Raw genomic sequence first — 13,408 nt, forward strand, 5'->3', positions numbered from 1 at the left:
TGCCAATCAGTCTACGCCTTAATCATCGTAAAGTGTTGCCCGATCGTCCCGTGAGGCACTGACAGCTCTGGTAGCCTTGACACAACCGTCAGGGTTGGCGATAAAGACATTAAGAGATTGAGGTTTTTCATGATTGAATTTCTAAACCCAGATGCGGCCGTTGGTGTTGAGCAAACACCCTACAATTTGTCGGTGTCCGTCGACGGTAGTGCGCAAACGACCATCGGCTTGTTGGCCAATGGATTCCCTGACTCCGTGGAATTTCTTAACCAAGTTGGCGAGGCCGTAGCCCGTCGCAGACCCGGCATCAATCTCAAAGCCTATAACAAAGGAAATGCCACCATCGCTGCACCTGAGAAGCTGCTTGGGGAAATTGGTGGCGACTGCGTTGGCGTCATCGCAGCCTACGGGCACTGAGGCTCCTGCACTACCGGCACCGTGCGTGACGGCATAAACCTCGCAAAACTGGGTATTCCTGCAGTGGCACTAGTCACCGAGGAGTTTTGGTCCCAAGGCAACTTTGTTGCCGAATCACTCGGCATGTCTGACGTGCCTCGTGTTCAACTCCCCCACCCTGTTGCCGGTACGGGTTCTCAGAATATGACAGCGGTTGCCGATTCAGTGGCCGAGCAAATTCTGACGGCGCTTGAGGCGACAAGTGACTGATATTCTCTCCGCACGCGACGAGGAAGCGGCTCTTGAGGAACTCCACCGTCTAGGCTGCACGGATGGTTTGCCGGTTGTTATTCCCACCGCAGAACGTGTTTCTCGAATGGTGCTGGCCTCGGGGCTCGATGCGGACATGATGCTGGGAACAATGGGGCCTGGACACGGCATTGCCACCGTCGAAAAGGTCGCGATTGCCGCCGTTATGGCGGGATGTAAGCCAGATTACATGCCGGTTGTCGTGGCGGCTGTTAAAGCCGTCATCGAACCCGAGTTCGACCTCACCGAAATGCAGGCCACCACGCACTGCACGGCACCCTTGATTATCGTCAATGGACCTGCGAGACACACCTGCGGACCTATTGCATCAGGCACGGGCGCCCTCGGCCCAGGCCACCGAGCGAACGCGACGATCGGTCGAGCGCTCAGACTCACTATGATCAATATTGGCAAGGCACGACCTGGCAGCTCTGATATGGCGCTCCTAGGTCATCCGGGAAAGTTCACCTTCTGTCTTGCAGAGGATGAGGAAGCCAGTCCTTTCACCCCACTTCACGTCAGCCGCGGCTTTGAGGCAGACGACAGTGTCGTAACTGTATTAGGTGCAGAGGCGCCCCACTCAGTTATCTATGCGGGTAATGGCGACGACCCCAATAGCTACAAATCCTTACTTGAGTTGCTGGCGATGGGACTTGCAAACCCCCCGAGTAATAACGGCACACTCACCGGCGGCTGCGCCACGGTCGTTCTTAACCCAGAGCACACAGCTATTTTGCATGGTGCCGGACTGACACGTGAGGACATCGCGCAAGAGCTGTATGAGCGTAGCTTTGTAGAAGCGAGTATCGTCAAGCGCCTATTCAGCCAATTCGCTGGGGCAAATCCGCAAGATCGCATGGCATTTAAAGGTCCGGAGCAAATTTTAATCCTGCAGGCGGGCGGCTCAGGCGTGTATTCGATGGTTATGCCATCTTGGTGTGTGGGAGCACACGCTAACGCAGCCGTCAGTGTTAAAGTGGAAGCTGATCTGTTCTGCGAGATCCCGGGTCTAGCAACTGCCTGAGTACCCGTGCCGATTAGAGGCGTCTCGTGTCTCAGTTAGCCAACACTTCGCCGGCTTCGCCGTTACCATCCAGCACAAACATCTCTGGGTTGAGGCTAAAGCGCTCTGTGTAGGTGAGCAACTGTTCGCGTAACGTGTCGATCGAGTCTTTGTGAATGAGTGTCACGGTGCATCCACCAAACCCGGCGCCCGTCATGCGAGCCCCCAAAACACCCTCAACGCCACTTGCAATGTCAACCAGACAGTCGAGCTCAGCACAGCTCACCTCAAAGTCGTCTCGCAATGACAGATGTGATTGCGTCATCAGCGCGCCAAATTGGGTCAAGTTTCCCGCCCCAAGGGCCGCTGAGGCATCAAGCACGCGTGCAGTCTCTGTAATAACGTGACGGCAACGGCGGTACACCACCTCAGACAGCTCGCCACCACAGGCCTCGAGTGCCTCAATACTTACATCCCGAAGTGCCTCAACGGTCGGATCCTTTTGTTTAAAGACTAAGACACCGTCCTCGCATTGTGATCGGCGCTCATTGTAGGCAGAGGACGCGAGCTCACGTTTGACCTCGCTGGAAATAATCACAATGCGGTAGTCACCCAGTGCCACAGGGATGCTCACATGTGACAACGTTCTGCAATCGAGCAGCAAAGCATGACCTTTGCGCCCAAGACCACTGGCGAATTGATCCATGATGCCGCACATAACACCGGCATAACGGTGCTCGACGCGCTGGCATAGAATTGCAATGTCGATACGACTCATCTCAAACTTGAAAATCGTTTGAAGCGCCACCGCGGTCGCAATTTCAAGTGCCGCTGAAGAACTCAGTCCAGCGCCCAAGTTTAAATTACCGTCGATCACTGCCTCAAACCCTGTCGAGATCAATCCAAGCAATCTCAGCTCTTCCACAACGCCTAAGACATAACACGACCAATGACCGGGTTCGGGCCTCTTAAAATCCCCCAACGAAACGTCAATCAGCTCGCCGAACCGGCTTGAGGCAATTCTAACTCGCTGATCCACTCGCGGACGGATACCTAGGTAGACCCCCCGGTCGACCGTCATAGGAAGAACGAAGCCGTCGTTAAAGTCGGTGTATTCACCAATGAGATTGACCCGCCCCGGCGCCATAATCACCCGGACGCCGTCCGCTGAACCAAAGGTATCTGAAAAATAAAGCCGAACCGTGTCGAGCATAGAGTCTTCTCAATGTGAGTTAGTACACGGGCCATAACACCGCATGGATGATCGCCTCCTCAAAGCTCCGCGTAAATTGCGCATGAAAACTACGATGTATCAAAAACTTCAACGCGTACATTTTGTGCCGATCTTGATGGCCTTGATGTTATCAGCTTGCGGCCTTGTGAGCGCAAAGCCCTACCCAGTCAGTGACCATTCCGATGGATCGCGGTTTTATAACCGAGATGGATCCGACAAGGGTTTAAGCGATATTAGCCGCTTCTTGTGGGAGAGTCTGTGGAATGAGTCGGAGTGGCCAGAAGCTCTTGCCAACCCCCCAGCACCGCCCATCCCCGATCGTGTTGAGCAGGGCATTCACACCACGCACATCAACCATGCAACGGTGCTGATACAGGTCGGCGGGCTGAATATCCTCACGGACCCGATTTGGTCCGAGCGCGCCAGCCCTGTCACCTTTGCCGGTCCGAAACGAATTCGACCGCCTGGCGTTGCGATCAGCGATCTGCCGGAGATAGATCTCATACTGATCAGCCATAACCACTACGACCACCTCGACACTGAGACACTGAAACAGTTGCGCCAGCGACAAAACAAGGAACCTGTCATCGTATCTGGCCTCGGCAATGCGGCATTACTGAGGTCAATTGGCTACGAACAAGCGATCGAACTCGATTGGCGCGACAGCACGGCTGTCGAGAATGCCACAGTGCATTTTGTTGAGTGCCAACACCGATCGGCTCGAGGTGTCTTCGACCAAATGCGGACATTGTGGGGATCCTTTGTCGTAGAGACGAGCGAGGGGAATATCTACTTTGCTGGGGATACGGGCTATTCGCCGCACTTCAAGGAACAAGGTGAACGCTTTGGCTCCTTCGCATTAAGTATTATCCCTATTGGCGCTTATGAGCCACGATGGTTTATGCAGGACATCCACTTAAATCCCAAAGAGGCCGTTCAAGCGCACATTGACCTTAACAGTAACCAGAGCGTAGGCATGCATTTTGGCGTCTTCCAATTAACCTGGGAGCCCGTGAATCAACCGCTAGTCGACTTAGATACTGCGTTGCGAGACGCCGAGATTGACGCGGAGAGCTTCTGGGCCTTGGAGCCCGGGCAAGCTCGGACCATCAGCCGCTGAGTGGGCGCTGACCCCAATCCATCCGGTGACAACAGCTTAGCCGTTAGCGCGTTTTGTAATGCACCTGTGAAACAGCGCGCAGTCTCGCGGCGCTCTCTTCTGGCGTTAAATCACGCTGCGGCTCAGCTAACATCTCATAGCCCACCATAAACTTTTTCACGGTCGCTGAGCGTAGTAAAGGCGGGTAGAAATGCATGTGCCAATCCCACTGGGGGTAGTCTGCCCCGTCCGTTGGCGACTGATGCATACCCGCTGAATAAGGGAAGCTGCACTCGAAAAGATTGTCATATCGGGTGGTCAGGTTCTTAATAATATCGGCAAGGGCGGAGCGTTCTTGTGTTGTCATCTCACCAAGATGACGCACCTGCCGCTTACACATCACAAGCGCCTCGAAAGGCCAATTAGCCCAAAACGGTACGAGAGCGACGAAACTTTGATTTTCACAAATAATCCGCTCACCGCGTTCCTGCTCGACCCGCCAGTAATCGCCCAATAATGTCCGACCCGTTTTTTCGAGGTGTTCTCGCATTCGCTCAGACTCGAGTCGAACCTCATCCGGGATACTTCGCTGCGCCCAAATTTGACCGTGAGGATGAGGATTACTGCACCCCATGATCTCGCCCTTATTTTCAAATATTTGAACGTGGTTAATGTTCTCTGTGGCGCTCAGCTCAAGGTACTGAGAGGTCCAGAGGTCCACCACTAAGCGGATATCTTCTACTGGCATCTCTGGCAGAGTTAGGTCGTGACGCGGCGAGAAACAGATCACCCGGCAAATGCCCGACTCGCCCTCGGAACGCAACAGTTCATGCTCATCGATGCGGTCCATAGACCCGTCAGGCAGCAGCGCGCTGAAGTCATTCTGAAAAACATGCGGCCCCGTGTAGACAGGGTTGCGCTCGCCACCGGCCCGTTCGTTGCCTGGGCAAAGGTAACAACCAGGGTCGAACGCAGCCCTCGAATCGCTGATCGTCGATTCTTGCTTTCCCTGCCAAGGACGCTGCGTACGATGTGGCGAGACCAATACCCAACGGCCGGTCAGCGGATTAAATCGGCGGTGAGAGTACTGGCTGGTATCGAAGGTGCCCAAAAGATGTTACTCAGCTCAAAAGAAGTTTAATCACGCTTTGCATACGCCCATCTTCGAGGTCTGCCGCGTCATGTCCTCCACAGTTAACCAGCTGTGCCACCACTTCGCTAGGCGTAATGTCCAATAATGTAAACCCGTTGATCTCCTGGGTCGCCGATAAGGTTTTGGTTCGTAACCAACCCGGTTGATTCGCTAAAATACCCCTCGCAAACGACGGCCAGGTAGCGGTAGACGTGCTGACGGGACCGACCAACAACGAGATCACGGGGCCGCCAGGAAGATCCTCAGCTCCCGATGCTTCAATCGCAATTGCGCCTTGCGCATGGATATCACCCGAAAACGTAAACCGAGAACCTTGTCGTGACGAGAGCGCCTTCACCAATCGCTGGTGCTGTAACCACCAGCCTCGCTGCCATAGGTATTTTTGTGCACGCGTCGTGAGCGCACCTTTGGTGGCACCATCGAAGTTGAGTTCGTTGGTAACCAGACCTTCAAACCCTCTCGGCGCAACAACATCGGGATACCATTCGCGCCATTTACCTGCCGTCCAGCCTATCGGATGCGACGGTACTAGCGCGAAGTGTTTAGCTGGAGAGCGGTTGATGCGACCAAGCACCCACTGTTCGATCGCTTCCGGGAACAGTCGTGCATTGTTTATATCCTGACCCTCGCGGTTATCCTCCGTAACATCCAAGCTGTCGGTCAAGGACAGCTCGCCTGCGCAATCGAGTAACGGAGCCTCGAATAGGTTTCCATATTTGAACAAGCCAAACGATCTAGCGGCATCAGGTGCCGGCGCGTAGGGCAGCGCAGGATAGTAGAGGTCAGCGACGGCGCTGTGCGCGTCACGGCTGAACGCGTCAGCTGGAAAGGTGACAAGATCTTTTTCCGCGTCGTCGTTCTCAAAGTAATCGTGATCATCGGAAATAAAGAAGACGGGGGTAGATCGGAATCGTGTGCCGTATAGCTCGGCAATCTGCTCGTCAGCAATGCGCTTGAGCACAGCCTCGTTCGCCGATCCAATTAACGGTAAATCTCGATCAAAGGTCCCGTATTTGACGCGAAGATAAGCGCCAATAACCCAGCGAATCAGCGCTGATTTGCGACGCCCCAGAGGCGGTTTACTACCGCCACGAAGATCCCAATAAATATGATCGCCAATGGCAATGACTGCATCAGGCTCTCGCGACAGCAGGTCATCAAATAGCCTCTGACGAAAGGCATGCGGCTTGAAGTACTCAAGACCATTAAAGCCAAATGCGTCACCCCCTCCCGCGCAAGTAAATGTAGCCAACCTGAGCGCGTCGACATCGGCATCTTCTGCAGGAAAGGTACTAAGGGACCACGCCTCGCCCACCCACGTTTCGCCATCAATGAGCTGCAACTTAAATTGGGTATCGGGCACGAGGTCTTCTATAAAAAAGGACCAGTGGCATCCATGAGTGTCGCGTTTCGTACCCGCATAGACCTGGTCGTTAACACGCAGAAAAAGCGCGTCAGCAGGCTTAACAATGGAACAGGTTAGTGCGATCGTGGTGTCAGTTACACTCGGCAAAATATGCCTTATCGTCTGACGAGCGCCCGGGGTGCATCCGACCAAGCTCAGAAGCGGAGCACATGCTGCGGCGCCAGCAAGTAGTGTTCGACGAACTAACTTCACCTACAAGAGCACCTTAATACGAAACACCCTTTCAGCAGCGAGCCTCGCCAAAATGCGTTGCTTAATACCAATGTCAGGCTACCGCCTCGATTCTTGCCGGCACAAACTTATGGTGTGGCGTACCCGCAAATTTATCGCAGTCGGCAAGCGACGTTAGCTCATTGGGCGCAACACCCGATCGCGTGCCATCCTCATTATCGAGACCAAAACCATTCGGGATTGCGACATGACCCGGCAACATTCGGTCAGTCACCTCGACTCGGGCCATCGCGGACCCGACCGCCGTCACAATACGTGCTTGATCACCAGTCTCCAGGCCAATATCAGCCGCATCGTCTGGACTGATTCTAAGCGACCCGTCGGGATCCTTCCGGCGCCAGCCAAAATCACGGTAAATGGTATTGGCGGTGTAATCTCGACGCTCGCCCGCACTGAGTGCAAACGGGAACTCGGTTGATGCCCTTTGTATAGGCCCTGCTTCGAGAACCGACAGCTCATCGAGCAGCGAGGGCAATGCCAGTTGGATGCCTCCCTCTTGCCCCATTCTTTCCCACGCAGTCGACATGTCGTCTCGCGAGAATACGACACCGGAGTGGCCGGCAATAATGGCATCAAACAGCTTTTCGGCCTGCGTGATCGGGTCACCTTCATAGCCGGCACGCGCCAAGCTCGCGCTGTCTCGCATGGCAAAACCGAGCGTCAGTGGCCACATAACCGCGCCCTCTTTTGCCCCCTCGGGTAATACTTCGCCGAGCGTTCGATAGAGAATAACCGGTGCAAGTTTGGACACCATGCCGTCCTCGGCCATCGCCTGCATGAACCGTTCGCGGAACGCCGCTCTCCCCCCATCTCTTAATAAGCCGCGCAGCTCGTCCACCAACTCGGTTGGCATCACGCCTGCCGCCTCAACAAGGCGCGCGTGAATCTCAGCCTCTGACAGCGACTCTCCCAGTGGTTCGAACAGTGGCTTTCGTAAGTGAAAATAATTTTCAGGGAATTCAAAGTTGAAGAATGTTGCCTCCCACTTCTCAAACTGGGTAGAGGCAGGTAGTACGTAATCGGCCTCACGTGCGCTTTCGGTCATCGCGATATCGATGGCCACCACCAACTCCATTGAGCGAAGCGCCTCGCGCATGCGGTTGCTGTCAGCCAATGAGTGCACGGGATTCGCTGACTCGATGAGCATGGCGCGGTAACGGTCGGGATGATCCGTGAGAATCTCATCAGCAATAACATTACAGGGCACCATACCGCTGATAATGGGTGCCTTAGCCACAGGCGTTTTACGAGAGCTCCGACCACTGCCCGCGATATTCTGTAAGTACGCAGGCACATACTGACCGCCTTCCTTGCCAAAGTGTCCGCAGAGAACCCAAACCAGTTTTTCAAGGTAGCTAATGAGGGTTGAGTGGTGATTCATCTGAACCCCCAAGTCCTCGAACATGGCCATGCCTTTGGCATTCGCAATGGCGTCTACCGCTGTACGGACTTCCTCCACCGTCAGCCCGGCATGCGCGCAATAATCCGCTACTGAAATATCAGCAAAGGCACTTTTGATCTCCTCAATGCCTTGCGTGTGCTCCTCGACCCACGCTGAGGCATGGCGCTCGTCCTGAATGAGCATGGCCACCATTGCTGCGAGCATCCATGCATCCGTTCCGGGTTTCACTCGAAGGTGAATGTCGGCCATTTTCGCCGTTTCCGTCACCACCGGATCGACAACAATCATGGTTTTACTCGGGTCTTTCGCGAAGTCGCGCAGGAATACACGCGCTCTGGGAATACCGTGGGTGTGCCAGGGGTTTTTACCTAGAAAAAACGCAACGTCGCAGTGGTGGAAGTCCCCTTTGACCATGGACCCAAACATCTGACCGTTGACCCAAAACTCACCGGTCTTTTCCTGCGCCAATGCACTGGAGCGGTAGACGCTACCCAGTACTGACCGAGTCGCACTTGAGTAGGCGCCGGGCAAGTGATTTCCCTGACCGCCACCACCGTAATAAAAGATCTTGTCACCGCCGTGTGTATCGCGAATGGCGGCGAAGCGCTCCATGATTTCACGGGTCGCTGTGTCCCAATCGATCTCCTCGAACGAGCCGTCGGACTTGCGCCGGAGGGGCGAAGTTATGCGGTCTTTGCCGTTTTGATAGTGATTTAAGCCTGACGCCTTCTGGCAGAGGTAGCCTTTCGACGCGGGGTGATCCTCGTCCCCACGAATACGCACAATCTCGCGATCACTTTCGCCGCCGGCCTGAACTTTGATGCCACAGTTCAGCTCACAGAGGATGCATGCGCTGGTCATCCATTCTTCGTTAGACATGATTAATCTCCGAGTGTTTTGGGCAACGCTACCTCGTTATTATTTATTTACGTTGGGAAAACAAGACTATCTCATTGCAGGTCAGACAACAGCCTTTTATGGATTATGGCGCCTGCATGGGAGACGGCAATCAAGGCGGGTTAGCAACTAAAGGGCCGCAGCGTCGCTGCGCGATGCCCTGCAGAAGCGCCTAGCTACAGATCCCGCATGAGCCTTATCGCTAGCTGCTGTGGTTTCGCGCCGTTGGCAAGCGAAACGGCCCGACGTGTGGGCACGTAGCGGTCTGGTCCCTCTGGATTATTTGGCTCTTCTGCTTGGTTGTCTCAGAGACATACCATGTGCTGACTTAATCACTGTCCACGATGGGGTTCGCCGCTTTCACATAAGCACCGTCTTTATCGATTGCCCAGTTCCCGGTCGATCGCTTGAGTTGCTCCCGCGAGGCAATGACCCGAATAAACGGGTGGTTAGGATCCTTCGCTTCGAAGTGATTAACGTAATGAACAATCAATTCTCCCAGCACCGTGTCATCAAAAATCAGTGCATCCGAATAACCCGCTTCATAGTCGCCCGGCTGCGCGGTAATGGCTTCTGAATAAAACGACTTAAGATCCTCGAGCGCCATTTTTAACCACAAAGGCTCAGGGAACGACTGCGTAACGTCATCAGCCCAGGACGTCAAACCCTCAACGATGTCGGGAATAGGAGACTCACATACCCCAACCGTTGTGCGTCCTCGCCGCTTTAAACTAAGTTCATACCAAGGGGTTAACGCACCGACTTCTTGAGAAAGACGTCCCAGCCAGGACTCGTCATCGCGCTTGCGCTGAAAACTCACGGGGCAGGCAGGCGGTGGTGTATCGATGTCAGGGAGGTCGATGGGATAGTCCTTGAGAACCGGCCCCTGCTCAGCGTCGAGTAATGCCAAGGCACGCTTTATGACCCCGGTTTGAAAAGCTTTATCAGAAGGTTTCCCAAGTGGTCTACCCAACGGAAAACTGACCCAGAGAATACGCGGTGGCTTCATGGCCTCGGCAATTTCACGGAACAGGGCAATGCCCGCGGTCTGAATGCCCTCAGACTCAAGGTAGTAGGAAATACCGCAGACAGTCCTCGAGCAGTTGGGACAAACAGGGACAATGAAGGCGGCATCAACACCGTCAGCCTTCAGTAGCTTTGCGAGACCTCGCACATTGGCTTCGTAGACATCGGGCAGCATACCGCCACCCATAAAACTGTAATTGACGTCCGCGAGACGACCAATGACTCCCTCTGACTCAAGCTCTTTGAATCGATCAACAGGGAACACCACGTTGATATCTTCCTGAAAACCGCTTCGGTCGTAATTCACCGAGGCGTGGGTCATTAAGATGTCAGACGAGGCAAGGTCTCTCGGTAAGGCTCGGTAGCTCGAATCGGCAAATTCGAAGTTAGTGTCCTCGCGAAAATTAAGCCCTGCGGTGGTGATGATCGCGATTTTCTTTTCCGAGAGAGGCTTAGTGTTTGCCACCCAGGGGAGCTCACCCAAGGGAGGCAGTAGCTTGCTCATTAGGTGATTGCGCTCGTACTCAGGCAGATCCACTAGCTTTACCATCGCGATACAAACCCCACGTTACGTGTCCAAACCAAGCAGTAGTCGTCGTGTCTTACGATGAAGGAACGGAAGAATCATCAGCACGACGCAGCCAAGCGTAATTTGCGCGATGAGCCAGAGATCAAACTCGAGCACGGCACCTCCGAGAACCGCATAGATACTCGCTCGAATCGGTGAAGCAACCATCATAGTCATTACAAACTTTGCAAACTGAAATCGGACCGCGCCCGCCACGATGGTCATGGGGCTCTGTGGCCCGAGCGGGTGCACTGTGATGAGAAAAAGTGCGGGCACCCCACTGCGCGACAAAATGCGTTGCATCCGCTCGTTTTTGTCACCCAGTCGCTTCGTGACCCAGTCACTTCCCAGGTAGTAACCTAATCCGTACTGAACGACGCCCGAGAGCGTCAGCCCTACGCCTCCCCAAATGATGGCTTCAGTCAGCCCAAATGCGACGCCACCGAGCGTGAGTACGACGTGTGTTGAGAGGCCGAGAAAAAGCCGAATCACCACGAGAACCACGTAGGCCAGAGGGCCCCACCAGCCTATGGCGTCAATCCAATCACGAAAATCATGAACCGAGTCGAGTGTCAGCTCGATACCAAAATAATCAGCCAATAGACGGCCGACCATCACTAGCGCTATCAATGCGCCAATAAAGGTAAAGAGTGGCAACCACCCTCTCATGAAAAACCTCGCAAAACGCACCTCATAAATAGCGATCCCTCAAGCGGTGCGCGCTAATACCTGACAGCGGAGCAATAGCCGCCGCTGTGAAGGGTCTATCGACGTTCGCTTGTGCAGACACCGTCGATTATCCCAAATGATCACATCACCTGGCGTCCAGTTCTGCTCGACAACGAAACCGGCGGGAATCGCATAGGACCACAACTCATCGAGCAAAGCCTCACTTTCATCCAACGACAGACCGGGAATGTATGCCCACTCGCGACGCCCTAGATACAAACAAGCCTCCCCCGTCTCATTATGTTTTCGAACGATCGGATGAACGGCACCCGGCGCATCTCGAGGATCATCAAACCGCTCGAAACCCGGCCTTAACTTGCCAACACTGTCGTGCGCCGCATTGTGCTTTATCGTCAAGCCGTCGATACGCTGGCGTAGCGTATCGGGCAGCGACGCGAGCGCCGCGCGCTGATCGGCAAAATAGGTATCGCCGCCATTTTGCGGAATCTCAACACCGAGCAAGACACTGGCGGGCGGGGGTAGCTCGACGTAGGTCATATCGGAATGCCACGTTGCTTCGGCGTCACCCAAGCCGCCGATGGGTTTCCCGTCGACCTTGATATTCGAGATAGGCGTCACGAAGAGATTGCCCAGCCGCGCCTTTTGCTCCTCGGTCATACGCCCTGTAGGAATTTGCTCCAGTGGTCCAAAGCGCTGGCTGAACGCCTGAAGCGAGTCCTTGTTGAGTGTCTGTCCTTTAAACCGGAGCACACCGAAGGTTAACCATGCGTGGTAAATCGCTTCAAAACCGTTATCTGTGAGGTTCGCGAGATCGACACCTGTGATATCTGCACCAAAACCGTTGCAATCAGGACCTTGGCAAATAGGAAACACGTTCATCGGTCGTTGGCCTTTCTGTTATTAGCTATGTCGCACTAACGATTACGGTTATACGATGTAGGGACATTTGTGGCCATCTCATTTTGGCCAATGGCAAATAATATGGCATGCGCTATGTCAAAATAAAAGAGCGCTCATTTGAGAAGGAAGCACCTCACTAATGAACATCGACGGAGCCTGCCATTGCGGCAACATTACCTGGAAAGCGGTTGCGAACCCCGACATGGTCGCCATCTGTTACTGCACCGACTGTCAGACTTTCGGATCATCAGCCTTTCAATATACCGCCCGTATCAAGCGCGATGACTTCGAAATCACTAGCGGGAAACTGAAAGAGTACGGAAAGCTCGCCGACAGTGGTAACGAGCGCTATTACAGTTTCTGTGGCGATTGTGGCTCGGGTGTGCATACCAGCAACATCGATGGTCAAGGCTTGTTGTCCCTGCGCTTGGGTGGCTGCCACCAGAAGGATTTACTGCCTCCCAAGCTACAGATTTGGTGTTGTTCCGCCCCCTCCTGGGTATCGGTGGAGAGCGATATCAAACTCGACAAGCAAGGCTAGAGAGCTGTTTATCGGGATCGTTTATCTACCGGCGTAACCTAGCTGTCGCCAGGCCTCAAAAACGGCAACCGCAACGGCGTTCGATAGGTTGAGACTTCGGCTACCCGGCAGCATGGGTAAACGAACAATATGACTAGGGTCAAAGAGTGCAAGCAACTCGGGTGACAAGCCTTTGGTTTCGGAGCCAAAAACCAGTGAGTCACCGGGCTGGTATGTGAGATCGGAGTGAGCCACCTCGCCACAGGTCTCTACCGCGATGAGTCGACGATCCCCGTTAGCATCAACATAACTTGGCAGCGAGTCCCAGGTTCGAACATTGGCAAACTCATGATAATCGAGCCCTGCACGGCGCAGCCGTTTGTCGTCCATCTCAAACCCCAGAGGCTTGATGATATGAAGCGACGCCCCCGTATTGGCACAGAGGCGAATGATATTGCCCGTATTGGGCGGAATCTCGGGCTGGCAAAGTACGATGTGCAGCGTCGGCTCGCTCATTAAAAAAATCCCGTTTTTAATTCGGTGTCCGCAAGAGA

12 protein-coding genes are annotated in these 13,408 nt (G+C 54.2%); 4 read left to right on the forward strand and 8 right to left on the reverse strand.

Annotated features, from left to right (window positions below):
- The first annotated feature begins 129 nt into the window (after window positions 1-129).
- Window positions 130-666 carry a UGSC family (seleno)protein gene (locus tag E0F26_RS12495; protein ID WP_320416192.1) on the forward strand — a complete coding sequence of 179 codons (537 nt, stop codon included), beginning with the start codon at window positions 130-132 and terminating at the stop codon, window positions 664-666.
- Window positions 659-1,729: a hypothetical protein gene (locus tag E0F26_RS01435; RefSeq protein WP_279242265.1), complete on the forward strand. Its 1,071-nt coding sequence runs from the start codon at window positions 659-661 to the stop codon at window positions 1,727-1,729. The genes E0F26_RS12495 and E0F26_RS01435 overlap by 8 nt, the downstream gene beginning before the upstream one ends.
- A gap of 31 nt (window positions 1,730-1,760) precedes the next feature.
- Here the strand turns inward: E0F26_RS01435 and E0F26_RS01440 are convergent, their stop codons facing one another.
- A complete protein-coding gene (locus tag E0F26_RS01440; RefSeq protein WP_279242266.1) occupies window positions 1,761-2,921 on the reverse strand; it encodes a galactokinase in 1,161 nt (386 codons plus the stop codon).
- An 82-nt stretch (window positions 2,922-3,003) separates the two neighbouring features.
- On the opposite strand from E0F26_RS01440, the gene E0F26_RS01445 reads away from it, so the two are divergent.
- Window positions 3,004-4,062, forward strand: coding sequence for an MBL fold metallo-hydrolase (locus E0F26_RS01445; protein ID WP_279242267.1), 1,059 nt, complete (start codon window positions 3,004-3,006; stop codon window positions 4,060-4,062).
- 43 nt (window positions 4,063-4,105) lie between these two features.
- Here E0F26_RS01445 and E0F26_RS01450 read toward each other — a convergent pair whose 3' ends face one another.
- From E0F26_RS01450 to E0F26_RS01475, 6 genes are all read right to left on the reverse strand, one after another.
- Window positions 4,106-5,152 (reverse strand): UDP-glucose--hexose-1-phosphate uridylyltransferase, encoded by a 1,047-nt coding sequence (locus tag E0F26_RS01450; RefSeq protein WP_279242268.1) that lies wholly within the window; start codon window positions 5,150-5,152, stop codon window positions 4,106-4,108.
- Between the two features lie 10 nt (window positions 5,153-5,162).
- Entirely contained in the window at window positions 5,163-6,812 is a 1,650-nt protein-coding gene (locus E0F26_RS01455) for a phosphodiesterase (protein WP_279242269.1), read from the reverse strand.
- A gap of 73 nt (window positions 6,813-6,885) precedes the next feature.
- Window positions 6,886-9,132, reverse strand: coding sequence for a molybdopterin-dependent oxidoreductase (locus tag E0F26_RS01460; protein ID WP_279242270.1), 2,247 nt, complete (start codon window positions 9,130-9,132; stop codon window positions 6,886-6,888).
- Between the two features lie 346 nt (window positions 9,133-9,478).
- Window positions 9,479-10,726, reverse strand: coding sequence for a glycine/sarcosine/betaine reductase selenoprotein B family protein (locus E0F26_RS01465; RefSeq protein ID WP_279242271.1), 1,248 nt, complete (start codon window positions 10,724-10,726; stop codon window positions 9,479-9,481).
- An 18-nt stretch (window positions 10,727-10,744) separates the two neighbouring features.
- Complete coding sequence (locus E0F26_RS01470) at window positions 10,745-11,413, reverse strand: TVP38/TMEM64 family protein (RefSeq protein WP_279242272.1); 669 nt, start codon at window positions 11,411-11,413, stop codon at window positions 10,745-10,747.
- A 39-nt stretch (window positions 11,414-11,452) separates the two neighbouring features.
- On the reverse strand, window positions 11,453-12,313 hold the full coding sequence (locus tag E0F26_RS01475; protein ID WP_279242273.1) for a TauD/TfdA dioxygenase family protein: 861 nt from the start codon (window positions 12,311-12,313) through the stop codon (window positions 11,453-11,455).
- A gap of 160 nt (window positions 12,314-12,473) precedes the next feature.
- Here E0F26_RS01475 and E0F26_RS01480 point away from each other — a divergent pair, with 160 nt between their 5' ends.
- Entirely contained in the window at window positions 12,474-12,875 is a 402-nt protein-coding gene (locus E0F26_RS01480; protein ID WP_279242274.1) for a GFA family protein, read from the forward strand.
- A 21-nt stretch (window positions 12,876-12,896) separates the two neighbouring features.
- Here E0F26_RS01480 and E0F26_RS01485 read toward each other — a convergent pair whose 3' ends face one another.
- Window positions 12,897-13,370, reverse strand: a complete 474-nt coding sequence (locus E0F26_RS01485) for a tRNA (cytidine(34)-2'-O)-methyltransferase (protein WP_279242275.1) — start codon at window positions 13,368-13,370, stop codon at window positions 12,897-12,899.
- Window positions 13,371-13,408 lie beyond the last annotated feature (38 nt).

Source organism: Candidatus Paraluminiphilus aquimaris, from assembly GCF_026230195.1.
In the GTDB taxonomy this organism is placed as follows: Bacteria; Pseudomonadota; Gammaproteobacteria; order Pseudomonadales; family Halieaceae; genus Luminiphilus; species Luminiphilus aquimaris.

Excerpts from the sequence above, each read along its gene's own strand:
- E0F26_RS01440 (WP_279242266.1), bottom strand. The coding sequence starts at position 2,921 with ATGCTCGACACGGTTCGGCTTTATTTTTCAGATACCTTTGGTTCAGCG.
- E0F26_RS01445 (WP_279242267.1), top strand. The coding sequence starts at position 3,004 with ATGAAAACTACGATGTATCAAAAACTTCAACGCGTACATTTTGTGCCG.
- E0F26_RS01460 (WP_279242270.1), bottom strand. The coding sequence starts at position 9,132 with ATGTCTAACGAAGAATGGATGACCAGCGCATGCATCCTCTGTGAGCTG.
- E0F26_RS01465 (WP_279242271.1), bottom strand. The coding sequence starts at position 10,726 with ATGGTAAAGCTAGTGGATCTGCCTGAGTACGAGCGCAATCACCTAATG.
- E0F26_RS01470 (WP_279242272.1), bottom strand. The coding sequence starts at position 11,413 with ATGAGAGGGTGGTTGCCACTCTTTACCTTTATTGGCGCATTGATAGCG.
- E0F26_RS01475 (WP_279242273.1), bottom strand. The coding sequence starts at position 12,313 with ATGAACGTGTTTCCTATTTGCCAAGGTCCTGATTGCAACGGTTTTGGT.
- E0F26_RS01480 (WP_279242274.1), top strand. The coding sequence starts at position 12,474 with ATGAACATCGACGGAGCCTGCCATTGCGGCAACATTACCTGGAAAGCG.
- E0F26_RS01485 (WP_279242275.1), bottom strand. The coding sequence starts at position 13,370 with ATGAGCGAGCCGACGCTGCACATCGTACTTTGCCAGCCCGAGATTCCG.